Raw genomic sequence first — 24,165 nt, 5'->3', positions numbered from 1 at the left:
CGTCCACAGGGTGGGTGAGGCCAGTTGGCGCCTCGCCTTCGCCCATCCCGGGAACACCGCAGGCCCCGTTCTCGAAACAGCAGAAAGGCAGAGTTGAGATGACTACGTCGCCGCCGCAGCCGGGAGCCCGAATCGTGGGCGTAGGCCACTTCCAGCCCCCGCGGGTGGTGAGCAACGACGAGATCGCGCGCATGGTCGATACCAGCGACGAATGGATCAGACAGCGCGTCGGGATCGTCAGCCGGCGCTTCGCGGACACTGAGTCCGTCGCGGACATGGCGTCCGAGGCAGCCCGCGCTGCTCTCGCCGATGCCCGTGTCCATGCTGAAGAAGTCGACCTGGTGATCGTCGCGACCTGCTCGAATGTGAACCGCTCACCCAGTACGGCGGGGAGAGTCATCGAGTCCCTGGGCCTGACGGACGCAGCAGGATTCGACGTCAATGCCGCCTGCTCCGGATTCGTCCACGCACTGGAGACTGCCCGGCAACTACTCGCCGGCGGCGCCACGCGCACCGCCATCGTAGTCGGCGCCGAGCGGATGACAGACGTCACCGACTTCACCGACCGCTCCACCTGCATCCTCGTCGGTGATGGCGCAGGTGCCGTTGTCCTCCGCGCGAGCGCGCACGACACATTCGGACCCATCGTCTGGGGCACCGTGCCCGGCCTCGCCGACGCGGCGCGCATTGAAGCCCCGGAGGGCACTTTCGCTCAGGAAGGCCGCAAGGTGTTCCGCTGGGCGATCACAGAAGCCGCCCCTCACGCCAGAAAAGCGCTGGAAGCCGCGAACCTCCGCCCCGACCAGCTCGCGGCGTTCATCCCGCATCAGGCAAATCTCCGCATCGTCGAGCACCTTGCCGACCAACTTCAGTTGACAGACGCGGTCATCGCGACCGACGTCCAGGAATCGGGTAACACCTCCGCAGCGAGTATCCCCCTGGCTCTGTCCAAACTGCTCCACCAGCACTCGATCCCGCCCGGCGCGCCCCTTCTCCTCTTCGGCTTCGGTGGGGGCTTCTCCTACGCGGGACTCGTCGTCGCCGCACCGCAACATCCGTCCGAAGAGGGCAGCTCGTGACAGTTCTCCCCGTACTTGCTGCGGATCTCGTCGCTGTCCGGCCAGGTCATCGGGTGGTTGGCCCAGGTCCAATCGGCGTCGATCTCTTCCTGCAGATGGTCGGTCTTGGCCGCAGGCGCCGTGCCGACGGGCGCACCGGGTCAGGCCCCGGTCGTGGCGGTAGGCGCCGCCGCGGGTGACGTGCGGATCGCATGCCCAGTCTTATGTGTCCGACACGTCGGCGGCGGCGCTGGGGTAAGGTGTCGCGCCGCTGGCGCGGCCGAGGTGGTCACGACAGAGCGGTCTGGCTCCGTGAGCCAGGAGACGAGGGCCAATGACCTGGTGACCCCTGACATCCTCTTTTCCGCGTCTTCTGCAACCCGAACGGCAACCATGGCAATGTCCTGGGCGTAGTGCACGTGACGGCCGCGCCTTCCCTGACGAGGAGTCCAGACTGGCCCTGGCCCTGGCCCTGGCTCGGGAACTAGGGCTCAGCGAAACGGTATTCATCGACGACGCCCACCGGGGCTTCGTGGACATCCATACGCCAGGGGTGCGGTTCCCGTTTGCCGGGGTATCCGCTCGTCGGCGTGGCCTGCTCCTCGGTCTGGAGGGGCTGTCGCTGCACCCCCTGGACCGTACGCGACCCGCTTGGGCACGTGTTCGTCGTGATCGTTTGGCTTCAGGGCGTGCTGGACACACCGGCCCCGGGCGAGGCCAGGATTTCCGCTGCAGATTACTACCGCCCGGACGATCGCTTTTCACCGCAGACCAACAGCGCCCGGATCGCGCTGGCTCAGGACCGGGCAGCAGAGTCGGCTGACGGTGCCACCTTCGCCGAGCGCTTCAGCGCGACCTGGCGGCGAGTCGACATCCTGTGCCAGGCCCAGCCGGCCAGCCGTGCCGTGTGGACGCGTCATGGTGACGCCATGCTCTTGTCGGAGTTCCTGCTCACCCGAGTCGTCGAAGTTGCTGTCCACGGCCTCGACCTGGCTGATGCACTCGGACGCGAACCCTGGCTCACCTCGTCAGCCGGTGACGCCGTGCTGGAGCTGCTTTTCGGCGCAGAGCAGATGGCGGCCGCCGACGCATTGGGTTGGTGCCAGCCGCATTTCCTGCGCAAAGCTACCGCCCGCGAGCCGTTGGACGAATCAGAGACCGCGCAGATCGAACGGCTCGGCTTCCGATGGCTCGCCCTGGGCTGACACCTGGGCTGGCCTCGGGACTGGTAGGCCCGCATGTCGAGGTGTCGCTACGGCCGCTGCGCGACCCGGACGTCGCGGCGCGCGATGACGATGACGACGATGCAGCGGAGTGAGTGTCCCGGCCAGTCTCCGCAGCCGGTCGCAGACTTTCTTTCGGCAGCGGCCGCCGAAGGGCCGACGGCCTACTCGTGGTCAATGCAGAGGTGGGCGATCAGGGCCGCGCAGGCCCACTCCTCCCAGGCGTCGGGTGACCAGCCCCGGTTGCGGACAAAGGTCAGGTACAGCTCCGGGCTGAGAAGCCCGTACAGCAGGTCGGCGGCGCGGGCGGTGTCGACGTCGGGGCGGGCGTCGGGCTTGGAGGTCAGTGCCTTCGCTGCGGCGTGCTGGACCGTGTAGCGCGGGTCGGGTCCGGCGGGCCACTGGGCGGCGATCTCCGGGTCCGTGGCTGCGGCAGCCGCGATCAGCGGCATGATCGGGGCGACACGGCCGAGGATGTCGCGTACACCCCGTACATGGGCGCGCAGTTGCCCGGCCGCGGTGGGCTCGGCGCATGCGGCGCGGAACCAGTCGCGGTCCATCGTGGCGACCGGTTCGACGTCGCCCGCGATGGACGTGTCGACGACGTCCTTGAACAGCGCCCGCTTGTTGCGGAACACGAAGTACACGGTCTGGACGGCCACACCCGCGCGATCCGCGACCTCCTGAAGGCTTGTCGCGCCGTACCCCTGCGCGACGAACAGCTCTCGCGCCGCCGCAACGATCCTTTCGCGGGTACGCCGAGAGCGCTCGGCCCGCTTGTCGGGGCGCTTCGCGTTCTGTCCGCCGGATCCCTTGACTCCATCCATGCCGGGAGTCTATCTCTAGAGTCGAACACTAGAGATAGGCTCTAATTTCTTGGAGGGGTAGCGATGGGTGAGATTCGGACAGCTGCGGAGCTCGACCAAGAGGCGTCTGTGCGCGGCGTGTTGGAGGACTTCTACCGGGACGGCAAGCCGCCGTGGGACAGCGGCATCACGCCGCCCGAGCTGGTGGCCCTGATCGAGGGGCCCGGTGCCCTGATGGCGGGCCGGGTGCTCGAACTCGGCTGCGGCACCGGGACCAACGCGGTGTACCTGGCCCGGCACGGCTGGCGGGTGGCGGCCGTCGACCTGGTCGACCGCGCGGTCCGGCAGGCGAGGGAGAAGGCCGCCGCGGCCGGAGTGGACGTCACGGTGCTGTGCGGGGACGCCACCCGACTCGACGAGGTGGGCGTCCCCGGCCCGTACGACCTGTTCTTCGACCTGAGCTGCTTCTGCGGGATTCCACCGCATCGCCGCGACGCCTACGCGGCCGGCCTTACCAAGCGTGCCGCCCCCGGTGCACGCTTGCTGATGTTCGGGTACGGGCCCGGGGCGTTCGACGACTCGTGGTCCGGCGTCACCGCGGGCGAACTCAGCGCCAGGTTCGCTGGGTGGCAGCTGGCCGACGTGACGCCCGGCACGAACCCGGTCCCGACTTTCTGGTTCACGCTGCACCGCGCTCCCGCCGCGGCGTGAGCTCAGCCGCGCCGGGCAGCTTCGGGCCGCGGACATCGCGCGCGGCCGTTCGTAGATGTGAGAGGCGTACTACTGATCTTTTCGTAAGTTCGGTGGGTGTGGTGGGCATGTGGGTGTGAGGCTGTCGGGGTGGCTTATCAACCTTCCTCTTTTGGTTGCCGGTTCCTCCCTTTCTCCTTTGTCGCGGCCTCAGTTGGCGGAGGCGCGTCGTGTCCGGGCAGTCGAGTTGTTTGAGGACGGCATCTCGAATGCGGAGATCGCGAGGGCGGTGGGGCTGTGCGCCGAGAGTGTGCGGCGTTGGCGGCGGGTGTGGGAGCAAGACGGTGCTTCGGGCCTGCGGAGACGGGCAGCCACCGGACGCCCACCCAAACTGGACGACGCCCAGGTCGAGATGGTCCGGGCCGCGTTGGAGCAAGGTGCCCAGGCTCATGGTTTCGAGGCCGACCTGTGGACCCTTAAACGAGTCGGCGCGGCCGTCACCCGGGCAACGGGGGTGGTGTTGTCCAGGGCGTCGGTGTGGCGGCTGCTGACCGGCCGGCTCGGATGGAGCCTGCAACGGCCCGAGCGGCGGGCGGTCGAGCGGGACGAATCGGAGATCGCTTGCTGGATCGCGCACGAGTGGCCGCGCAGCAAAAAGGGGCCGTGAACACACGTGCCTGGATCGTCTTCCTCGACGCATCAGGCGTCTCCCTGCTCCCTCAGATCCGCCGCACCTACTCGCCCCGAGGGCGCACTCCACTCCTGCGGCACCGCCTGAACTGGAAGCGCGCGTCGATGGACGGGGCCTTGGGCTACCACTCCACCGACCCCGATCGCGGGGCCCGCCCGTGCTTCCACCTCAAGCCCGGCAGCTACGACACCGCCGGACTCATCGCCGTCCTGGAGCAGATGAAGGTGTTCTACCGCGGCGAGCGAGTGGTCTCTGTCCGGGACGGCCTGTCCGCCCACGGGAGCCGGGCGATGCGGGCTTGGGTCGCCGAACAGGACTGGCTCACCCTGGAACGATTACCCGCCTACGCTCCCGAGCTGACCCGTGGAACTGCTGTGGTCCTCACTCAAGAAGCATGAACTCGCCACCCTCGCCGGCGACCACCTCGCCGATTTCGCCGACGCCACCGAGCAAGGAATCCACCGCATCAACGCCAACCTCCGACTGCCATGGTCATGCCTCGCCCATACCGGCCTGACCACCCGCCACCATACCCACCGAACTTACGAAAAGATCAGTAAGGCGGTTTCGGTGTTATAGAGATGTGCCTCGGCGAGAGCGAGGTGCGGTTCGACGGGGATGCCGAGGTGGCCGGTGCTCTGGTGGATAGCGCCCTCACTTGGCGATGGCGATGGCGACGGTTCGGCGGCGGTAGTAGGCGATCGCAAGAGCGAGGGTGATGGGTCCCCAGGCGGCGAGGGGGGTAACACACAACGTCGCCACCGCCTCCCAGACGGCATTGCTGTATTCGACGGTGTCGATGACGCCGTAAAAGGTAAGCTCGCGACCCCCGCCGATCGGAACAGTGGTGAACAGAAGCGTGAGCATCAGGCCGCCGAGGGCAGCCGGGCCGAATGCCGCCACCGGCCGAACGCGTCTTCCGCCGATGATCGGGATTCAGTCGGGCGCCACCTCCCCCCAGCCCCGGACCAGCCCGATGCGATCACTTCCGACAACACACTGAGCCCGAGGATGTACGGGATGCCCACCCAATAGGCCGGCATGCCGCCCTCTTGAACCTGCCCCATGTCGAAGTGGAGAGCGAAGGGCAGCCGCCACAGGCACGACGGCAGCAGAAGTAGCGGAAGCGCATAGGCCAGGCGCATCGCCCAACGAGGAACGGGCCGCTCGGTGTCACTGACGGACGGGGGCCGGTGAAGGATCTTCAGGGTCATGGCTTCATCCTCATCAGGCAGGCGCAACGAGAAATCAACCACGCGGGCCGAACCGCTACGCCGTGCGAAGGAGGCAGTCTGCCTCGCACGGCGTAGCGGTTCAGAGGACATTTCCTCCTGGGGCCTCACCCCGGGACGGCTCCCTCAATTCCGCCCGTAGGGAGTGCTGTTACAGCACGATCCACACGGCCTCAGTTCGATCCGCGCGCACAACGGCACACTCAGACCTATGCTCAGAAGATCCGAACGAAACCGCCTAGCCGAGTTGAAGTGGGTAGCGCTTGGCGACATCCCGGAACTGGTTCCGTACGGTATTCGAGCCGGTACAGGAGCACCTCGACAGCGTGCTGAGCTAGGGCCTGTCGTTTGGATCATCTCGGCGTCGCGGGGTCTGGCACGCACTCCCCCACGTCTGAACGGCGCGGGGGGACCCCCATCGCGTTGTCGCCCTCCTCCGCCTTGCAGCTGCACGCACCAGACCCTGCTCCGGCCAGGCTCAAAGGCACCGCCCCTGCAGCCGACCTGATCCAAACGACAGACCCTGCGCGAAGCAGGATGGTCCCACCCCCAAGCAGCCGCCGCAGTCGCTCGCGTGGCGACGGAGAGCGGTGTACGCGAACTGGAGGCCATCTCCCGCTGACACATCGCCATGTGAGTCCAAGGCACCAAGCCCAGCGGACGAGCGCCTCATAGTCTGCGTGAGACGCTGTCCCGCAGACTCGGCCGCCGCCTCACCAACGCCGACCTCGGGCTGGAAGATGAGCCGGCAGGTACAACCGTCGGCAGTTCTGACTGGAGCGTCGACCCTTGCTGGCGACTACCGCGTACTCGGCAGCCGGAGTGGCCCTGCCCACCGCTCCGTGGTGGGCAGCCGCCCCGGCCGCGGCGGCATCGCGCCCCGCAGTCTCGTCCCGGCTGATCACGCATGCTGACATCGACGACATCCGCAACCTGACGGCCTTCTACTCCGCGCGAGACCAGCAGCGCGGTGGAGCCTCGGGGCGCTCGGCCCTGGCCGGTCACCTTCGCGACGAAGCAGTGCCGCTGCTGGGCAGCACGTTCCGAACGGAACGGCTCCGCCGCGACACGTACTCGGCTGTAGCGGAGATGACCTACCTCGCCGGCTGGATGGGGTTCGACGCTTCCGAACACCGCACCGCCCAGCGCTCCCTCACCCTCGCCGCACGCCTCGCGGTCGAAGCCGCCAGTCTCGGCGGCCTCCGTGAAACGGCTGTCGCTCGTCTGCCAGGACTGTCAGGCGGCCTCCACACGGTCCCGCAATGCAGCGGCCGGAACCGGGACGGTGCTGCGGGGCGGGTCATATCCGAGGAACGCACGACCGACCGCGGTCTCAGCCGTATCTGTCGACTCAGCCTCTACGGGCGCCTGTCGGACAGCAGTGCGGCGGCCGGCACTCCCAGCTCCGAGGCGAGGGCGTACAACATCGGCACTGACGGAACCTTCAGGCCGCGCTCGATCTGCGACAGGTAATCCGGACTGATACCGACCAGCCCAGCGACTGCGTCCTGCCGACGCCCGCCGCGGTAGTGCCTGATGCGGTCCCCGATGGGGAGGTCTGCCGCAACCATATGTCCGCTCCTCACTGCTTCGTCCGAGCGTAGGGTGCCGCATTCAAGGGGACCCTGCTGTTCCGAGGAAAGGAGATGCCGGTGCCAGAACGGGTGCTGTGGGACATCGACCACACGCTCGTGGCCATAGGCGGGCTGGGCCGCGAGCTGTGGGCCAACGCCTTCGAACAGGTGACAGGAGCCGCGATGCGCCAGCAGGCGTCGGTCACCGGATCGACGGAGCGTGTGACCCTACGGGAGACCGCCCGCCTCCACGGACTCGACTTCGACGAGCAACTGTTTGCCCGGTTCGCTGACGCACTCGGCAGGCGCACGTTCAGCGCTGAGCCGAACTGCGCGAGCGTGGCCACGCACTGCCCGGTGCCGCCGCGGTTCTCGCTGCCCTCGATGAGCGGGGCATGCGGCAGTCGGTCGTGACCGGCAACGTTCGGCCCGCGGCCGAGGTGAAGCCGGCCACGTTCGGTCTTGACTCGTTCCTTCGGCTCGACGAGGGCGCCTACGGGGAGGACGGTGAGGAGCGCCCCGAGCTGCTACTCCTGCCTGTCAGCGAATTGGAGGAACCCGATGCCTTGCGCAGAGGGCTCGACGCTTTGTGCCGCAAGGTCGATGGGACGGCAGCTGTTGCGAAGACTGTGAAGCGTAAGAAGGCCGCTGTCAACGAAGTCTTTGGAGTGGTAGTCGAACGCGGGTACTTCAGCCAGAACCCGTTGACCGGCCTTCGCCGGTCCGTCCCTGAAGTCGCTGACGAAGTTGATCCCGACTGCGTGCCGAACCCAGCGCAAGTCGCACGGCTGCTTGCCGCTGCCAAAGCTCTCCCAGGCCGCGGCCCACACCTGTACGCGTTCTTCGGTTGCATGTACTACGCCGCCATGTGCCCGGCTGAGGTGATTCATCTGCAAAAGTCCCAGTGCCGCTTGCCGGCGAGCGGTTGGGGATTGCTCAACCTGAAGGGTGGTGTTGTGACGGCTGGCAAGAGGTGGACTGATGACGGTGACGTTTGCGAGATTCACTCGCTCAAGCGCCGAGCAGCCAAGGCGATGCGGCCGGTGCCCATTCCGCCCGTGCTCGTCCGTATGTTGCGCGAACATATAGAACGCTTCGGAGTTGCCCCAGATGGACGTCTCTTCCGCGATGCGGCGGGCAATTACGCTGATGCCGCGGCGTACGGCATCACTTGGGGAGGGGCGCGCGAGGCTGCTCGCACCCTCGGTGAGCATGCCCTTGAGTTGGTGAAGCGCCCCTACGACCTCCGCCACGCAGGCATTTCGTTCTGGCTTGCTTCCGGCGTCGACCCAGCTGAGTGTGCGCGCCGAGCCGGACAAAGCATTCAAGTGCTGTTCCGCTACTACGCCAAGTCCCTGGCTGAGGCGCGGAACCACGCCAACAGCTTGATCGAGGAGTCGATGCGCCGATGGGAGGCCCCGACGGACGACGAGGAGGGCGCCTGCCGGGTGATTGCCCTGGTCAGGCGCCCTTTTTTCGTGTCTAGAAGAAGCCCAGTTTCTTCGGCGAGTACGACACCAACAGGTTCTTCGTCTGCTGGTGGTACAGGCTTCCTGGTGACCTGACCTGCGGAAATGGAGACAATCGACTCAGGGGGCGGGGGCTGGTCCGTAGGTGGTCCGGATCTTGGCGGCTGGGAGCCGCGTGAGCTGCAGTGGGGAAGGGCAGGGCGGCAGGACCGCGGCGGCTGCGGAATGAGAGCAGCGGTGACGAGGCGGAGCATCATCCGTGCTCGAGGCACGCTGAGTGACTGCCGAGAGGGCTGGGGCGCTCCCGCTGGCGAACTGGGTGAACTTGTGGCCCCCGCCTCGGCAGGAAGGGTGTGTAGGACCTCGCTCGTGCCTCTTATGCCGGCGGAACGCCCCCGCGTCGGCGGGGAGGACGGAGGGGTCATTCACGTCCTGCCGGGCCTACTTCAGCGTGCCGTTCTTCTTGAGTTGCTTGATTTATGATCACGCCCGCTTGATCTTGTCGATGTTCTCCTTCGTCGCTGCGGTCCTCCGCTGTGCGGCGCACATGCGCGTCTGTCAGAGCGGTGTGAACAGTTGTCGGAGAATCGAGTGCTTCGCATTGCGGGACCTCGGGATGTCACCCATGGCGTCACTCTTTCGGTTGCACGCAGGGCACTGCCGGGTTCATGTCGAAGTGCCCCTGTGCATCGCTCGGTTAGACCTGAATGGGGTCCGTTTAGAGCTCGTAACATGATCATGTGCGGGTCTTCTTGAGACGTCTCCAGCAGATCAGGCTGCAGGCCAGGGAAACGAAGGCGTCGTGGAGTTCGGCGCGGCGTTCCCAGCGGACGGCGAGACGCTTGAATTGGTGGAGGAGCGCGAAGGTCTGCTCGACGACGTAGCGGAGCTTGCCCATCCCTTTGATGTTCGGGCAGCCCTTGCGCGAGATGACAGGCAGGATCCGTCGCTTGCGTAGCGCGTCCCGGTTTGGGTTGGAGTCGTAGCCTTTGTCGCCGAGCAGGGCGTCGGGCCTGCGACGGGGCCGGCCCGGGCGGCCTGCGACGGGCGAGATCCCGTCGACCAGGGCGAGCGTCTAGGTGACGTCGTTGACGTTCGCCGCGGTGGTGATGACCTTGAGCGGGATGCCACGTCCATCACAGATCAGGTGGTGCTTGCTGCCCGTCTTCCGCCGGTCGACCGGCGACGGATCGGTGTCGGGTCCCCCTTTTTCGCGCGGATGTGGGAGCCGTCCACGCACGCGCGTGACCAGTCGAGTTCGCCGGCCGCGTTCAGCTCCGCGAGCAGGACTTGGTGCAGTTGGTCGAAGACTCCTGCCTTCTGCGACCGGTTCAGGCGACGCCAACAGGTCTGGCCGGAGCCGAACCCCAGCTCGAGAGGTAGGAGTTGCCACGCTATGTCGTTGTGGAGAACGAACAGGATGCCTTGGAGACAGAGCCGGTCCGACACTGGCCGCGGCCCCGGCGACCGTTCCGGCCACGGCGGCAGCAGCGGTTCGATCAGTGCCCACAACTCATCGTCCACGATCCACGGCCGAGTGCTCACACCATCACGAACGGCCGAATCGTCAGATCGGTCACGCCCCACCAGGACGATTCGGCAAGATCGCGTTACGAGCTCTTAAGATCCGTTAACGCTGACATGGCCGACGAACTGATACACCTGGAGCGTTCCGCCGAGGAAGCGCGCGCACGGCTCGCGGGCTTCGACGGCGAGGCGTACACCGCGCAGCGGCGCAGGTGGGATACCGCCGAGGCGTTCCAGGCCGCAGTCACCGCTACCGCCGAGGCGTCGGGCTAGGCGCTGCACGAGGTCGAGCAGGCGCCGGCAAGTGCAGTCGGGGCGGGCTGTGGTGACGCGGGACGTCATCCTCTTTAAGTATGGTGGGCCCGGACCTTGCCGCTCCGCGTAATGAGCGGCTCACCTCCGCTCGCGCGGAGAAGGCTGGTAGCGCGCCAGATCTCCCGTCTGCCTGAATCGGCTCACCTCCGCTTACGCGGAGAAACAAACCGATGGCAGGGGAAGCGGTGACTCGTACGAGTCTCGTTGGCAGTTACCGTATAACTTCCAGGACTAATTGGAGCATAGCGACGAGGAGACTCCAAAAGGCCCAGTCTCGTTCTTCGTCTTGCACTCGCCCTCCAGAGCGCCAGCTTGGCTGACACGAGGATCAATAGTATCTGGAAAAGATTCAAGCAGAAGGAAATGGGATGAGGGCATCGTAAAGCGAAAGGGGCACCCGGCGTAGTGACACCTAGATCGCTAGTCCGATTTACTCACGGATGGGTCGATGGGTGAGGAGCGGACAGATGCACCGCTTCTAATTGAGCGTTCAGCCCGTTGATTCGTGTTTGGCCCTGGCCAGGTTTCGTACCAGTTCATGGTGGCGTCGCCGGTGAGTCCTCGGACCATGAGGGCAATCAATAACGAGGTTGGAACGAAACGGCCGTGGCTACCTCCGCTCACGCGGAGAGCACTCGGGCGTGTAAGGGCGAGGGACGGAGGTCGGCGGCTCAATTCCGCTCGCGCGGAGAGCACCGCTTGGTCTCGGCCGCGCTGCGGAACATCTGCGGCTCACCTCCGCTCGCGCGGAGAGCACGCCCGGGAGCTGACCGCCATGGCCAACCACGTCGGCTCACCTCCGCTCGCGCGGAGAGCACAACGCCCGCGGCCCCGAGCCGGAGCCGGACAGCGGCTCACCTCCGCTCGCGCGGAGAGCACCCGACCCCCTTGGCGACCTTGCCGAGTATTGGCGGCTCACCTCCGCTCGCGCGGAGAGCACCGGACCCAGGCCGAGTCCGAGGCCCGCGACGCCGGCTCACCTCCGCTCGCGCGGAGAGCACATGACGTTCCGCATGCTGACGTCGTTCCACTACGGCTCACCTCCGCTCGCGCGGAGAGCACACCGACGCCCCGGCCGAGGACATCGCGGAGCGCGGCTCACCTCCGCTCGCGCGGAGAGCACCCTTCCTTCCGAAGGCGCCGGACGGACAACCTCGGCTCACCTCCGCTCGCGCGGAGAGCACTTCGACGAAGAAGAAGCCGAAGAGGTCGACTTCGGCTCACCTCCGCTCGCGCGGAGAGCACTCATGTGCCGAACTCCCTGTCAGTCGACGGTACGGCTCACCTCCGCTCGCGCGGAGAGCACCCGGCCGCAGCGGCTACCTCTACGGCGGGGAGCGGCTCACCTCCGCTCGCGCGGAGAGCACACCTCACCTAGGGCGACCAGGTCCGTGCCCTGCGGCTCACCTCCGCTCGCGCGGAGAGCACCTGCCCGATCCCGGGCCGGAGGACCCTCTCGCCGGCTCACCTCCGCTCGCGCGGAGAGCACCCCGAGTACCTGCGCGAGCAGCTGGCCGCACGCGGCTCACCTCCGCTCGCGCGGGGAGCACGTTCCGATCAAGACAAAGTCAGGAGACCTGATCGGCTCACCTCCGCTCGCGCGGAGAGCACCACAGCGTGGCGTCGGTCGTGATGTATTCGATCGGCTCACCTCCGCTCGCGCGGAGAGCACAACTCGCCGGGGTGGGCGAGGAGGTAGCGGAGCGGCTCACCTCCGCTCGCGCGGAGAGCACTACGTCACCGTGCCGGACTCCGGGATGCCGGTCGGCTCACCTCCGCTCGCGCGGAGAGCACTGGCACCGCCGTATCCGCATCATCGGCAACAGCGGCTCACCTCCGCTCGCGCGGAGAGCACGGCGACACGACGGCGACCGGAACCCGTCGCGACGGCTCACCTCCGCTCGCGCGGAGAGCACTCCACAAGAAGTCACAGAAGACGGCCGACGAGAGGCTCACCTCCGCTCGCGCGGAGAGCACGGCGGAGAGGGGCACGACGGCCGTGCGCTCGGCGGCTCACCTCCGCTCGCGCGGAGAGCACAGGTCGGTGAGCGCGGCCGAGGCGTCGCGGGCCGGCTCACCTCCGCTCGCGCGGAGAGCACGACAACGACCTCTTCTGCCGTGTACTGCTGTACGGCTCACCTCCGCTCGCGCGGAGAGCACGCGTACGCCGAGTCCGCCCGAGCCATGCCCCGCGGCTCACCTCCGCTCGCGCGGAGAGCACGAACCAGATCGCGGCGAAGCGCACTGCGGATTCGGCTCACCTCCGCTCGCGCGGAGAGCACCCTTCGTGACCTGGGGCGTTAGAAGGGGTTTGCCATTTCTTGACCTTCTCTCTGGAAGGCGATCAGAGTGAGGCCATCGAAGTCGATCGGTTCGCGACGGCGGGCGCCTGCTGTTCGCAGTTGGAAGCCTTGTTCGTTGTCAGCGGGGTGGGCGAGCACGGCTATGCCGTCGTTGGTGCAGGCGGCGACGGCTGACCAGAGTTCGTCGCGGACCTTGGCGGAGACGGTGCCGACATACAGCTCGGGTGTGACTTCGAGTAGCCAGCGGGTGAGGGCGCCGCGGAGGTGGTCGGGTACGGCGGTGGCTGAGATGACGATCATCGAGGATATGGCCGGTGTCCTTCCGTGGGCAGGGTCACGGCTGGTTTCCGTGGTGGATGCCGGCGGGTACGGAGCCGGTTACGGGGTCCCAGAGGTCGACCATGTGTTCTGTGGGGTCGGGGGGTTCGTAGGTGTGGTCGGGGTCGAGGAGTTGCTGGATGTCGGTGACTATGCGGGGGAGTAGTTGGAAGAGGCGTAGTTCGTGGCGGAAGGAGCGGCGTGCTTCGCCTTCGGGGTTCGCTGAGGCGTGGAGGGAGAAGGCGAGGGGGATGGTGAGTTCTGCTTTGTAGAGGTCGGCGATGTCGTAGACGAAGGCTTGCTGGTTGCCGCTGTGGACGAATCCGAGGGCGGGGGAGCAGCCGAGCGCTGTGATGGCGGCGTGCACGATGCCGTAGAGGCAGGTGTTGGCTGAGGAGAGGGCGAGGTTGACGGGGTCCTGGCTGTCCCAGGAGGAGGGGTCGTAGGAGCGGCGGAAGCGGCCGATCTTGTACTGGCGGGCGAGGAGTTGGTAGTGGGCCTTGACGCGTTGGCCTTCCATGCCGCGGAGTTTGTCGAGGGTGGTTCCGTTGGTTGCGGTTTCGTTTCCGAAGCGCAGTTCGTACATGGCCTGGGCGATGGTGAGGCGGCGGGTGTCGTTGGCCCAGGCCCGGGTCTGGTGTTCGAGCCAGAGGGTGGTGAGGGATTCGGGGACGGCGGCGGAGTAGCAGCGGACGCCTCCTGATCCCGTGGTGAGGACGGTGGTGCCGTTTCTGGCGAAGGTGGTGAGGGCGCGGGCGGTGATGGAGGTGCCGGGGCCGAGGAGGACGCAGCTGAGGGCTGCGGTGGGGAGGTAGACGGTTTCGGTTCCGCGTTGTTCGCTGGTGACTTCTGCGCAGACTCCGGTGTCGTCCTGGTGGATGCGGACGATGTCGAGGTAGAGGAAGGACAGGGAGTCGGCGGTGCGGGGGAGCATGGCAACGGTGGGGGCGGCGAGTCTGCGCCGGGCGTTGCTGTTGGTGAGGGGCTTGGTGGCCGGTGGTGGGGTCATGGGGTCTGCCTTGCGGGGGCGATGCTGAGGAGGCCGCAGCCGTATGCCTTGCCTCTGCCGATGCCGTTGAGGATGGCTGTGCGCAGGAGGTCGGTGTCGATGATGGCGGCGGTTCCGTCGAACTGGGTGCGGGCGTGTCGGATGTTTTGGGGCGGGGCTCCGTCGGGGCGGCGTTGTCCGCGGATGGCGTCCAGGGGGTGGGAGTGGTGGGTGAGGGGTTTGATTCCGCTGTGGTCGGCTTGGCGGAGCCACCATTCGTCGGCTGCGGCGCCGGTGAGGGCGACGGCGGCCGGCAGGTTGTGGAGGGCGCGGGTGGTGGCGCCGGGTTTGCGGACGGGGCTGGCGGCGCAGCGGTAGCGGATGGTGAGGCCGGGGCGGATGGCGTCGATGAGTGCGTCGAGGGGGCGGGCGAGGGTGGTGCCGTAGCCGTCGGGGAGGCGGGCGGTGTCGGGTTCGTGGGTGGACTGGAGCAGGAGGTGGGGGCCGGCGGGGGTGTCTTCGGCGCGGAAGAGGATGCCGAAGCGGGCGCGGGGGTCGGGGCCCGCGTTGGACGGGAAGAGGCTCATGATGCGGCGGTGGGTGCCGATCGGGTCGCCCAGATCGCGGCGGGCTTCACGCGAGCGAGCGTCGGGGATGATCCGGGTGAGCCAGAGCGTCATCGTCGGCTCCCTTCGGTGGTGTGCAGCCGGGTGTCGAGGTAGCGTCCCAGCGCGGTGAGCTGCTGGGCGCCGAATCCGGCGAACTGGGCATAGGGCAGGAGCAGGGTGCGCCGGTACAAGGGGCGTGCGCGGTAGGAGCGTTGGCTCGGGTGGTAGCTGATGGGCTGGTCGTTGAGCTGACCTGAGGCGTGCGTGCCGTCCTCGTGGGTTTTGCTGGTCGTGCGGGCGGGGGCGGGCAGGAAGGTCAGCGGGCGGTCTGCCAGGAATTCCACGGGTGCGCCTTCCGCTGCCTTCTTTCTGGGGGGTGGTGCGGCGAGTGGCAGGTGGATGAGGTGGTGCAGGGCGTCGTCGCTCTGTCCGAGCAGTAGGGGGCCTTCGGGCGGGCAGGAGCGGCGGCCGAGGTGCAGGGGCCACTGGGGGTTGCGCAGGGCGTTCGCGCAACGCTCGAGGAGCGCCTGGGTGTCGGGGGTGGGCTGGGGGGTGGTGAGGGCGAGGGTGAAGGCGGCGTCGGCGAGGTAGTAGCGGTGGGTGAGGAGGGTGCCGGTGTCGCCGGTGCGCTTCTTGCCCTCGGCGGTGGTCACGGTCGCTTTGCCGGGGAGACCGCCGCCGACGGTGTGCAGGTCGCGCAGCAGGACACCCGGCCGGTCGGTGCGTACGGTCAGATGCAGGGTGGTGAGGTCGTCGATGGGCTGGTCGCGGCGGCGTCCGAGAGCGGAGGCGAGCATGCCGATGACGCCGGAGCGGGTCGGGAAGGAGGCGGTGTCACGTTCATTGAAGTGGCTGTGCAGGCCCCAGGACTGCAGGGGCCCGGTCAAGCGGAGCAGCAGTCCCGGCTCGGGTGCGGGGGCCGGGGTGGTCATGCAGCACCGCCGGAGGGCAGGGCGTGGGTGAGGGCGGTGTCGATGAGGGTGTCGTAGCTGGTGTGGCGGGTGCCGAGGCCGTCGAGGCCCTTGGCGTCGATGCCGGCCCAGCCTGCGTTGAGGATGCCCCCGGTGCCGAGAAGAAGGTTGGCGTCATCAGCGTACTCGGACAGCGTGGTGCGGGACGGGGCCGCGTAGCCGCCCTGGCCTGATGCGATGACGGGATTCTCGAACGCGGCTGCGTAGGAGAGAGGCCGGTCGGTGCGTACGGAGATGTGGGCGAGGTCGGGGATCGTGTGCGGGGCGGTGGAGTTCTTCTTCGCCTGTGGAAGGGACAGGATGAAGGCACTGAGGAAGGCGGCGGTGAGTTCGCGGAGCTCGTCGGGGTGGTCGCCGACGTTGCGGGCGAGGTCACGCAGGTCGACGGTGGCGAACCGGTAGAAGGTGCCTGCGCTGAACTCGGTGTGGCCCATGTGGCCGCTGCCGCTCTGGTCGCCCCAGTGGGCGGTGACGTCGTCGACGGCGGAGAAGTAGTCGAGTTCGACGTCGGTCTCATGGGTGGTGAGGGCGTGGGCGACCTGGACGGCGCCGTCGACACCGGCGTTGTCGACTTCGGCGAGCATGCGGCCGAAGAGGTTGATGACGCCGTTGCGGGAGCGCAGGATCGCCTCGACGCGGTCGGCGGGCAGGATGCTCTTGTCGGCCGGCTTCTTGATGTCCTTCGCACTCTGGAGAGCCTCGCGGAACTCTTCGGCCAGGTCGGCGAGTTCGGACACGGCCGTGTCGGGAACGTAGACCATCGCGTTGGTGAGGACCTTGTTGGCAACATTTTGCTTCTGGTCCTTGGGGTCCTTCGCGAAGTCGAACTTGATGCTGCTGGCCGCGGCCGTGTGCGCACCGGCCTTCTCGGCGAGGTCCTGAGGCCAGCCGCGGGTCTCGGTGAGGAGGCGGGTGACACGCTCACCGATGCGGCGGGTGCGCAGCGCCGCCTGGCCGATGCGGTCCTCGAACACGCCGCGGATGGCCCGCTTCCAGGACTGGCTGCTGACCCGGGTGCGCAGCACGTTGCCGTACTGGACCGTCTTGACCGAGTTCGTGTCGTCGCGGTTCAGGTTGGCGAACGGGATGCTCTGGAGGACGTGGATGTCGATGAAACGGGCGGCCATGGGCATGCTGGTGTGACTCCTTCGTACGGGGTGCGCCAGGTGTGCTGAGCGGTCTACGGGGATGGATGGTGTGCGGTCAGGGAGAGGCGGGGGCCGCCGGGTTTGCCACCACTTCCTTCTCGTCGGCCTCGTCGGCCTGTTGCGCGGTGGCCTTGTTCCGCAGGCGGTAGAAGTCCTGAAGCCAGGTGCGGGAGATCCGCCCGGAGCGGGTGCGCCAGCTGCCGAGGTCGTCGAGGAGCTGGGCCCAGTCGACTTCCACGCCCAGCGAGCGCAGGTAGCCGACGGAGGCGGGAAGATGCCGGTGCAGGCCCTTGACACTCTGGCGGGTGAGGAGGTTGAGGCGGCTCTCCGCGGTTCCTGCCCGCATCTCCTTCTCCCGGCCCGGCCCCTCGGTGACCGCCGTGGCGAACGCCGTGCCGAGACTGGCGCGACGCAGCCGAGGCGTGCTGCGGGGGGACTCGTGCCCGCCGGACTGCACCAGGTCGTCGTCCGAGCGCTCGGCGGACGTCAGTGCGCTGCGGGGCTGGGCCGCGATCATCGCCGCGACCGTGTAGTACGCCCGCTCCATATCCTGGGAGCGCTGCTCGGGGAGCCACGGGGCGACCAGGCGGTGCATGCGCCGGACGGAGTCGAGGTCCTTGCGCAGCCCGCTGCGCAGAGCGCTGCGGGCGCCCGGATCGTCGCGGCAGACGTGCTCGACCCAGTCGGTGAACGCCCGTGCGCCGCCGTCCCGCGGTGTTCCGCTCTGCTGCGGGACGGCCGGTGCCGCCCCAGCGGGTGGGGCAAGCGGTGCGTCCTGAGTACTGGGCGGAGGAATGGCGGTCATCCGGTGGGCTCCTTGGTCTTCGCGTGCGGACTGGGCGAGGTCGCCGGCTGGGCTTTCGGCCGTGTGCCGTACAGGTCGAGGCGGGCCTGCGATACGGCTTTGGCACCGCGGACGGTGCGCGTCACGGGCTCGGTCACCGCGTCGTACGCCTCCTGGGCCAGGAGGAGGAAGGCCCGGCGGGTGGCTGCCGGGTCGAAGCCGCCGTCGGCCACGTCACCGGTGCCGTCCAGGAGACGGAACCGTGCCCAGAACTCCGCCTCCGCGCGCGGCCAGTAGCGGGCACCGGCCTCGGCCGCCCAGGCGCCACCGTCCGCTTTGGCGTCCCTGACATAGGCCGACCAGGCCCTTTTGACGGCCCGCTCCAGACGTCGCCCGTACATTTCTCCGAACTGCCGCAGCCGGCCGACGGCCGGGACGGTGCGCGGGTCGTTGTCCTCGGCATATGCCAGGACGGCGGGGGTGCTCGCGTCGATGAACTGCGTGTCCTTGGCCTGACCCTCCTGGTCGAAGCCGAGCGCCCGCACCCGCAAGTCCTCGGAGACCTGGACCGCTGTGCGGAAGACGCGGGGCTGCTGGGGGTGCGCACTGCCTGCCGGCGGGTGCTGCAGCAGCAGCGCGTCCAGGTCTCTCCACAGCGCACGCCCGGCGTCCGCGGGGCGCGGGTAGCGGTTGTTCTGCTGGCTGGTCTGCCAGATCAGGTAGTCGTCCTCCCTGGGCATCCGCTCACCCCGGTAGGCCCAGGTGATGAAGGCGTCCCGCACATGCGTGCCGTCCTCGTCGGGAAGCAGGAGCAGCGCGTGCTGGGAACGGCCGGTGTGCCGCGAGCGCGGCCCCCGGGACTGCCTCGGAGGACGGTCAGGGTCCGGGAGGTCCTGCTCCTCCCACGGGCACAGGTCATCCCGCCCGACCACCTCGTCCTCCGGGGGGACGAGGCCGGCGAGCAGTGTCTCGAAGAGGGAGTCGCCTTCGGGGTGGTAGGACAGGGCTGTGCGGAGCGGGCCGGCGGTGGCGCTCGCGCTCTTCACCCCGTTCACTTCACGGGACGAGCACCGGCCTGAGGGCCCGTGGTAGTGCCATACCAGCAGGCTGAGGAAGGCTTCGGGGGCGGTCGGCAGTTCGGGGGCGGTGTCGGTGTCGTGCCGGAACCAGGAGTGATTGTTGCCCGAGGGGCGGGTGACGATGAGCTTGTTGACACCGGCGGTGTTCGCCCCGTCGCACTGTTCCGTCAGCCGGGGATCCTGCATCCAGGGACGGCCGCCGGGAGCGAACAGGAAGAACCGGTCCTCGAAGTCCCGGAAGTACGCCTCCACCTCGTCGGGCGGAAGCCGGCCGGCGTCCAGAACATCCAGCCGGCGTACGTCCCAGTCGCCGTCCGGGCCCTGCTCGGTCAGGTCGGCCACCCTGGCCGTCAGCGCGTACAGGATGCGGAGCAGGGCTGCGTGCGCGGGTGCGTCGGCAATCGCCAGGCACTCGATGTCGTGGCTGCGCAGCATCAGTTCACGTAACCCCACGAGATCCGGGAGCCGCCCCGTCTCGGGCGGGGCGATGCCGGGTCTCCACCGGACGGGGACACACGGTTGATGGATCAGGTTGTAGCCGTTCGGCATGGAGGTGTCCTGTCGTCATTCAGGCAACGCTGCAGGTCGGAGAGGAGAGCGCGGCCCAGGCCACGCAGGGCATACCGTGGTCGTGCGTCAACTTGGCGATGATTAACGCTCTTGCAATGTAGTGGAGGCGTGAAAGCGAAGTGATGAAAGCGGGAAGGTCACTGAGCTTCGAGGCCGACGTTCGATATCGAGATCGTGTAGCGCCCGTGGCGACACGTCCAACGTCCCTCTGCGGCAGGGCTCATACGCAGCACAACGAGGTCGCGAAGCGAGGGATGCGTCCCCCACTTCTGCGGTACTTCGCCACCGGATGCATCGCCGCGCAGCCATCGCCCCGGGACCGGGGCCACCCGCCGTGCGACATCAGCCAGCTCCGCCGCCCGGAGGCCGTGCCGCCCGCCAGCGGGGATCTCAGCCTTGCCGTGCGGGTCGAGCGTCATGGTTCCCTCTGGCTGCTCGTACAGGCAGAGCACCCGACCCGTGTCGGCTCCCAGACGTGTCGTCAGCAGCTCCTGGGTCACTCCCGCCTCCCGCGCGGACAGCTTGCTCAGATCGCCCTTCACGTCCGCCGGGGAGCAGATGCTGGTCCAAGCCGCCAGATGCCGCTCGGCGGCCTCGCCAGCCAGCCGCTCCTCGTCCAGCCTCACCAGCTCCTCACGGGCGGCGCCCTCCAGCCGGTCGACGAACTCTTCCTCGTACACCTCGTCGACCAGCCGTTGCACGTCACCGGGTACCGCGATGCCGCCCGGCGCGCACTCCTGCAGAGTCCGTGACGTGCGCAGGAGCAGCCCAGCGTCGTAGACCATCCCCCACGAGCGGGGCGGTACGGCCCCCTCGGAGCCTGTCAGCGGGTCGAGGACCACCAGCTCCGGTTCGCTCTCCGCAGCCGCCCACCTTGGCCGGCCGAGAGATCCGCGCTGGTGCCGCCGTCCACGTCCGCCGCGCTGCAACAACTGGGCGAGCGGCGCCAGATCGCTCACCACCAGATCGAAGTCGAAGTCCAGGGACTGCTCCACCACCTGCGTCGCCACCAGAACCGACCCGGGCCGGACCGAGAGCGGTTCCCCTCCCGGCTTCCCGTACGCGGCCTCGCACTGGGCCGTAATCTTCGCCCGCTCGTCAGCCGGGTAGCGGGAGTGCAGCAGCCGCACCCCGCCCGCGGAGGCTGCAAGCCCCGGGAAAGCCGCACAGACATCCCGATAGGTCTGCTGAGCCTCGGCCACCGTCGTGCAGCACACCAGCGCGGTACCACCTTCCGCGGCAACAGGCGCCAGCACCTCCCGCAGCGCCGCGCGCCGACCGCCCTCCCGCGCCGGCGCGCCGACCGGGTCCAAGGCGTCCCAGACCACCGGCCGACGGGTCACCCGCAACGTCCGCGCACGATTGCTCTGCGTGCCGCGCGCGGGCAGCACCACTCCCAAGGCTCCGCTCGCGAACAGCCAACCGGGATAACGCGGTACCACATGTGACGGCTCGCGAATCCCGGCACCACGCCGGTAGGCGTCCACCAGCGAGCCGGCCGTCCGGCCCGTGAGCGTGGCGGACAGCAACACCACCGGTGCACGCATCTCACCCAGCCATTCGAGCAGCCGCACCAGGAGCTGATGCATCCACGGCCCGTACGCGTGCGCCTCATCGACGACGAACACCTTGTCCGACAGCCCCAACAAGCGCAGCACGTTGTACCGCAACGGGAGCACCGCGCTCAAAGCCTGATCGATCGTCCCCACACCCAGCGGAGCGAGCAACCCACGCTTGGCACCCCGCAACCATCCATCCGCCTCAACCGCGGTCTGTCTCCCCGCGCTCACAGCGCCCTCACCGCCCTCACCGTCGGACACGTCAGTACGGTTGTCACTGCCCGGCGAACTCAGCCACGCCATCGAGTGCAGCAGCATCAGCGCTCGTTCCCCGGACAGCGCCCTGCCGGCGAACGCTCCCACTCGCGGCAGCATCGCGTCCGCAGTGCCCATCGTCGGCAGCGCGAAATACAACCCCCGGGCACCGGCCGCCCGACCCAGCAGGGAGGCCGCGAACAGAGCAGCCTCCGTCTTGCCGTCACCCGTCGGGGCCGTCACCAGCACCAGACCCGGCCCATGCTCCGCCACCATCGCGGGAAGATGCTCCACGAGATCCCGTTGCAAGCTGTTGGGCGCGAAGGGGAACATCGCTCCGAACTCCCCGGCAGAGAAACTGGCTCGGCCCAGACGTGCCACCCTCACCATCTCCGGAGCTGCCTTCACAGCAGCCTGCCAATGGCCATCCACCTCGGCCGCCGTTCCCGACCACCCAGGGCCAGGAGTCCGCCGTCCGATCGCAGACGTCTGACTTGCCAGCCAGTCCGCCACCACAACCAGCCCTGCCACCACCACAGCCAGCCCCGCCGGCAATCCACCCTGAGGAACCGCGGACGCCCCCGTGACCCGTCGCAGCTCATCGAAATGCACCTGCCGCTGCTCAGCCCAACCACCACGGCCCAGGCCGGGGTTGTAGTCACTGGCCCGAGCCGCCTCCTTCGCCTTCAGCACCGCGCCGAACACGCCGTGATGACCGCCCAGCAACTGCGCGATCTGATGGCTCACCGACCTGTGCAGCAGACGCCCGCTCCCGGAATACCCGGCTCTCGCGAGAAGCTCGTAGAGCGACCAGTGGGAAGCGATCTCGTGGCGGAACCCCTTCTCGCCTTCGGCGCCCGGCGCACTGACGTACGCCGGATCCTCGCGAACTGCCTTGTAGAGGGAGGGGACTTGAGCCTGGAACGGAGGGGTGATCTTGCCGATGTCATGCAACCCGGCCCAGAACGAGACCACTGACCGTGCCTCTGCCACGCTCAGGCCAAGCGCACCCGCAATAGCCGCCTTGGTCTCGTCGCTCAGAATGACATCCCAAAGCTCCTGGAACACCGCACTGGTATCAAGGAGATGGCACACCACCGGATACGGCTGCGACAGCCCGCTCTCCTTGCCCCACAGTCGAACATCCAGAACACAGTCCCCCGAGGCTCCCGCCTCGTCGCGCTTCAGCATGTCCACAGAGGTAGCACGCCCCACTGACAACAGCCCCAAATGGCCCAAGTTCACACCGGCGTGAGGGGCGGGTCTTACACTCGCTGCGCGACGACAACGAATCGAGACGCATGCACGACGAGGCTCTGCAAAGAGATGGCAAAGCGGCCGAGTAAGGCCAGGTCGCGAAGGGTGCTCTCCGCGCGAGCGGAGGTGAGCCGTCGCCCATGTCCTGGTAGAGCCAGGAGGCGAAGTGCTCTCCGCGCGAGCGGAGGTGAGCCGCGCACCACCCGGGCGGGCCGTAAGGCGCGGGCGTGCTCTCCGCGCGAGCGGAGGTGAGCCGTCAGACGACGTGACCGAGGACGATGTCACGCAGTGCTCTCCGCGCGAGCGGAGGTGAGCCGACAGTAGGCGCGACGGTAGTGCGGGCCCGGGTGTGCTCTCCGCGCGAGCGGAGGTGAGCCGGCATCAACCTCGGCCGCCTGCCGAAGCAGCGCGTGCTCTCCGCGCGAGCGGAGGTGAGCCGGCGCAGCGCTCCCTTCAACACTTCGGGTCCGCGTGCTCTCCGCGCGAGCGGAGGTGAGCCGACACCGAGCCTGAGAAGACCGCCCGCGTCCTCGTGCTCTCCGCGCGAGCGGAGGTGAGCCGGACACCGGGTTCGCGCGCATCGACCTCCGGCAGTGCTCTCCGCGCGAGCGGAGGTGAGCCGAAGGAACCAGCCGAGGTGCCGTCGAGGGAGTAGTGCTCTCCGCGCGAGCGGAGGTGAGCCGAAGTGGCGGCCGATGCTGTCGGTCATGTCGTAGTGCTCTCCGCGCGAGCGGAGGTGAGCCGATCGTCTTATTTAGGTTCTGAAAATGTAGGACGTGCTCTCCGCGCGAGCGGAGGTGAGCCGCCGGTCGATATCGGGCCGGACGTGTTCGCCCAGTGCTCTCCGCGCGAGCGGAGGTGAGCCGTACTCCGCGAGGCCCTCGGCCTGCTCCCGCGCGTGCTCTCCGCGCGAGCGGAGGTGAGCCGCTGGAGCCGGACAACGACCCGTTCAGCCCCGCGTGCTCTCCGCGCGAGCGGAGGTGAGCCGAAGAAGGGCAGCCCCTGGGAGTGGAACCTGGAGTGCTCTCCGCGCGAGCGGAGGTGAGCCGGCCAAGATCCAGGCGGGCAAGGCCGAGGAGCATTGCTCTCTGCGTGAGCGGAGTGAGCCGGACGGTGCGCACAGGCATTGCGCCGCTCTGCGGTGCTCTCCGCGCGAGCGGAGGCGCGACGGCTGGAAGGCTCACGGCGAAAGAATCCAACGTGCGTTGTATGAGGCGGAGACGAGAGCAATACGCGGAAGGTGGAGCATGTGTCCGGGCAGTGCCGCGTGGCGGTCGGCCGCAGCCGCAGCCTCAACGTTCAAAGACTCTTTGGAGCCCGAACTGGAGGAGGCGGCTCGTGCGGCTTCCTCGGAATGTGTCGCGCTGTATGAGGCAATCAGTGGCAGGGGCGGAAAAGGCAGGAAGCTCGGCAAGGACAGCCAGAGGAGGGTCGAAATCGGCGGGCCCTTGTGGCATTTCCTGCGACAGGCGGAGGAGCGGCTGACAGCCATCCTGGCTTCGCGCAGAGCGCGCAGCAGGCCGGGCGCGCGGTCGGCGAGCAGGTCGATGTCGGCTGCTGTGTAGGCGTGGGCGGTTCCACGAAGATGCCGAAGCCGACGGCGAGCTGGGCGAGGGTGCCGTGCCTGTGCAGGTACACCAGGCCGACCAGGGCATGCTGGTGTGACGGGAGCTTGCAACGGCGGTCACCCTCACGGGTGACGATGAGCATGGTGACCCACTCGACCAGAACGTGAGGCAG

Annotated in this window: 21 protein-coding genes, 4 pseudogenes and 2 CRISPR repeat arrays; of the genes and pseudogenes, 10 read left to right on the top strand and 15 right to left on the bottom strand. The window is 68.1% G+C overall.

All coding sequences use genetic code 11. The features are described from left to right. Positions 1-98 precede the first annotated feature (98 nt). Positions 99-1,079: a beta-ketoacyl-ACP synthase 3 gene (locus ACZ6JY_RS15555; protein WP_469196216.1), complete on the top strand. Its 981-nt coding sequence runs from the start codon at positions 99-101 to the stop codon at positions 1,077-1,079. 87 nt (positions 1,080-1,166) lie between these two features. Here the strand turns inward: ACZ6JY_RS15555 and ACZ6JY_RS15550 are convergent. After that, positions 1,167-1,319, bottom strand: a pseudogene (locus tag ACZ6JY_RS15550) (formylglycine-generating enzyme family protein); the annotation flags it as partial. Positions 1,320-1,717: 398 nt separating this feature from the next. Between ACZ6JY_RS15550 and ACZ6JY_RS15545 the strand changes: the two are divergent. Continuing rightward, positions 1,718-2,263 (top strand): maleylpyruvate isomerase N-terminal domain-containing protein, encoded by a 546-nt coding sequence (locus ACZ6JY_RS15545; RefSeq protein ID WP_469196214.1) that lies wholly within the window; start codon positions 1,718-1,720, stop codon positions 2,261-2,263. A 182-nt stretch (positions 2,264-2,445) separates the two neighbouring features. Here the strand turns inward: ACZ6JY_RS15545 and ACZ6JY_RS15540 are convergent, their stop codons facing one another. Beyond that, positions 2,446-3,108 (bottom strand): TetR/AcrR family transcriptional regulator, encoded by a 663-nt coding sequence (locus ACZ6JY_RS15540; protein WP_469196212.1) that lies wholly within the window; start codon positions 3,106-3,108, stop codon positions 2,446-2,448. A gap of 63 nt (positions 3,109-3,171) precedes the next feature. On the opposite strand from ACZ6JY_RS15540, the gene ACZ6JY_RS15535 reads away from it, so the two are divergent. The 4 genes from ACZ6JY_RS15535 (at position 3,172) to ACZ6JY_RS15520 (ending at position 5,047) form a co-directional block, all read left to right on the top strand. Continuing rightward, positions 3,172-3,798: an SAM-dependent methyltransferase gene (locus ACZ6JY_RS15535; protein WP_469196210.1), complete on the top strand. Its 627-nt coding sequence runs from the start codon at positions 3,172-3,174 to the stop codon at positions 3,796-3,798. Positions 3,799-3,907: 109 nt separating this feature from the next. After that, complete coding sequence (locus ACZ6JY_RS15530; RefSeq protein WP_469196208.1) at positions 3,908-4,444, top strand: winged helix-turn-helix domain-containing protein; 537 nt, start codon at positions 3,908-3,910, stop codon at positions 4,442-4,444. Then, positions 4,441-4,866, top strand: a complete 426-nt coding sequence (locus tag ACZ6JY_RS15525) for a transposase (protein ID WP_469196206.1) — start codon at positions 4,441-4,443, stop codon at positions 4,864-4,866. The genes ACZ6JY_RS15530 and ACZ6JY_RS15525 overlap by 4 nt, the downstream gene beginning before the upstream one ends. Continuing rightward, complete coding sequence (locus ACZ6JY_RS15520) at positions 4,832-5,047, top strand: hypothetical protein (protein ID WP_469196204.1); 216 nt, start codon at positions 4,832-4,834, stop codon at positions 5,045-5,047. Before ACZ6JY_RS15525 ends, ACZ6JY_RS15520 begins: the two co-directional genes overlap by 35 nt. A 75-nt stretch (positions 5,048-5,122) precedes the next feature. On the opposite strand, the gene ACZ6JY_RS15515 is transcribed toward ACZ6JY_RS15520, so the two are convergent. Beyond that, a complete protein-coding gene (locus ACZ6JY_RS15515; RefSeq protein WP_469196202.1) occupies positions 5,123-5,335 on the bottom strand; it encodes a hypothetical protein in 213 nt (70 codons plus the stop codon). Next, complete coding sequence (locus tag ACZ6JY_RS15510) at positions 5,335-5,682, bottom strand: hypothetical protein (RefSeq protein ID WP_469196200.1); 348 nt, start codon at positions 5,680-5,682, stop codon at positions 5,335-5,337. Before ACZ6JY_RS15510 ends, ACZ6JY_RS15515 begins: the two co-directional genes overlap by 1 nt. Before the next feature lie 649 nt (positions 5,683-6,331). On the opposite strand from ACZ6JY_RS15510, the pseudogene ACZ6JY_RS15505 reads away from it, so the two are divergent. Further along, positions 6,332-6,900 (top strand): annotated as a pseudogene (locus ACZ6JY_RS15505) (Tat pathway signal protein); the annotation flags it as partial. Between the two features lie 158 nt (positions 6,901-7,058). Here the strand turns inward: ACZ6JY_RS15505 and ACZ6JY_RS15500 are convergent. Continuing rightward, complete coding sequence (locus tag ACZ6JY_RS15500) at positions 7,059-7,271, bottom strand: helix-turn-helix domain-containing protein (RefSeq protein ID WP_469196198.1); 213 nt, start codon at positions 7,269-7,271, stop codon at positions 7,059-7,061. Between the two features lie 75 nt (positions 7,272-7,346). On the opposite strand from ACZ6JY_RS15500, the gene ACZ6JY_RS15495 reads away from it, so the two are divergent. Both ACZ6JY_RS15495 and ACZ6JY_RS15490 read left to right on the top strand, forming a co-directional pair. After that, positions 7,347-7,688: a hypothetical protein gene (locus ACZ6JY_RS15495; protein ID WP_469196196.1), complete on the top strand. Its 342-nt coding sequence runs from the start codon at positions 7,347-7,349 to the stop codon at positions 7,686-7,688. Continuing rightward, positions 7,670-8,839 (top strand): hypothetical protein, encoded by a 1,170-nt coding sequence (locus ACZ6JY_RS15490; protein ID WP_469196194.1) that lies wholly within the window; start codon positions 7,670-7,672, stop codon positions 8,837-8,839. The genes ACZ6JY_RS15495 and ACZ6JY_RS15490 overlap by 19 nt, the downstream gene beginning before the upstream one ends. Before the next feature lie 640 nt (positions 8,840-9,479). On the opposite strand, the pseudogene ACZ6JY_RS15485 reads toward ACZ6JY_RS15490, so the two are convergent. Beyond that, positions 9,480-10,288 (bottom strand): annotated as a pseudogene (locus ACZ6JY_RS15485) (IS5 family transposase). 96 nt (positions 10,289-10,384) lie between these two features. Here ACZ6JY_RS15485 and ACZ6JY_RS15480 point away from each other — a divergent pair. After that, entirely contained in the window at positions 10,385-10,543 is a 159-nt protein-coding gene (locus ACZ6JY_RS15480; protein ID WP_469196192.1) for a hypothetical protein, read from the top strand. A 709-nt stretch (positions 10,544-11,252) separates the two neighbouring features. Then, a CRISPR array of direct repeats spans positions 11,253-12,867; the repeat unit is 29 nt; unit sequence CGGCTCACCTCCGCTCGCGCGGAGAGCAC. A gap of 18 nt (positions 12,868-12,885) precedes the next feature. On the opposite strand, the gene cas2e is transcribed toward ACZ6JY_RS15480, so the two are convergent. The 9 genes and pseudogenes from cas2e to ACZ6JY_RS15435 form a co-directional block, all read right to left on the bottom strand. Further along, entirely contained in the window at positions 12,886-13,197 is a 312-nt protein-coding gene (cas2e, locus tag ACZ6JY_RS15475; RefSeq protein ID WP_469196945.1) for a type I-E CRISPR-associated endoribonuclease Cas2e, read from the bottom strand. Between the two features lie 25 nt (positions 13,198-13,222). Beyond that, positions 13,223-14,215, bottom strand: coding sequence for a type I-E CRISPR-associated endonuclease Cas1e (gene cas1e, locus ACZ6JY_RS15470; RefSeq protein WP_469196190.1), 993 nt, complete (start codon positions 14,213-14,215; stop codon positions 13,223-13,225). After that, positions 14,212-14,874 carry a type I-E CRISPR-associated protein Cas6/Cse3/CasE gene (gene cas6e / locus ACZ6JY_RS15465; protein ID WP_469196188.1) on the bottom strand — a complete coding sequence of 221 codons (663 nt, stop codon included), beginning with the start codon at positions 14,872-14,874 and terminating at the stop codon, positions 14,212-14,214. Before cas6e ends, cas1e begins: the two co-directional genes overlap by 4 nt. Further along, positions 14,871-15,734: a type I-E CRISPR-associated protein Cas5/CasD gene (gene cas5e / locus ACZ6JY_RS15460; protein ID WP_469196186.1), complete on the bottom strand. Its 864-nt coding sequence runs from the start codon at positions 15,732-15,734 to the stop codon at positions 14,871-14,873. The genes cas6e and cas5e overlap by 4 nt, the downstream gene beginning before the upstream one ends. Next, positions 15,731-16,906: a type I-E CRISPR-associated protein Cas7/Cse4/CasC gene (cas7e, locus tag ACZ6JY_RS15455; RefSeq protein WP_469196184.1), complete on the bottom strand. Its 1,176-nt coding sequence runs from the start codon at positions 16,904-16,906 to the stop codon at positions 15,731-15,733. Before cas7e ends, cas5e begins: the two co-directional genes overlap by 4 nt. A 70-nt stretch (positions 16,907-16,976) precedes the next feature. Then, positions 16,977-17,726 (bottom strand): type I-E CRISPR-associated protein Cse2/CasB, encoded by a 750-nt coding sequence (gene casB, locus ACZ6JY_RS15450; RefSeq protein ID WP_469196182.1) that lies wholly within the window; start codon positions 17,724-17,726, stop codon positions 16,977-16,979. Beyond that, positions 17,723-19,333, bottom strand: coding sequence for a type I-E CRISPR-associated protein Cse1/CasA (gene casA / locus ACZ6JY_RS15445; protein WP_469196180.1), 1,611 nt, complete (start codon positions 19,331-19,333; stop codon positions 17,723-17,725). Before casA ends, casB begins: the two co-directional genes overlap by 4 nt. Before the next feature lie 158 nt (positions 19,334-19,491). After that, on the bottom strand, positions 19,492-22,359 hold the full coding sequence (gene cas3, locus ACZ6JY_RS15440) for a CRISPR-associated helicase Cas3' (RefSeq protein ID WP_469196178.1): 2,868 nt from the start codon (positions 22,357-22,359) through the stop codon (positions 19,492-19,494). A gap of 171 nt (positions 22,360-22,530) precedes the next feature. Beyond that, positions 22,531-23,474: a CRISPR direct-repeat array (repeat unit 29 nt; unit sequence GTGCTCTCCGCGCGAGCGGAGGTGAGCCG). Between the two features lie 449 nt (positions 23,475-23,923). Next, positions 23,924-24,165, bottom strand: a pseudogene (locus ACZ6JY_RS15435) (helix-turn-helix domain-containing protein); the annotation flags it as partial.

Source organism: Streptomyces sp. NPDC046335 (genome assembly GCF_055587985.1).
This window is presented reverse-complemented; position numbering and strand designations above follow the sequence as displayed.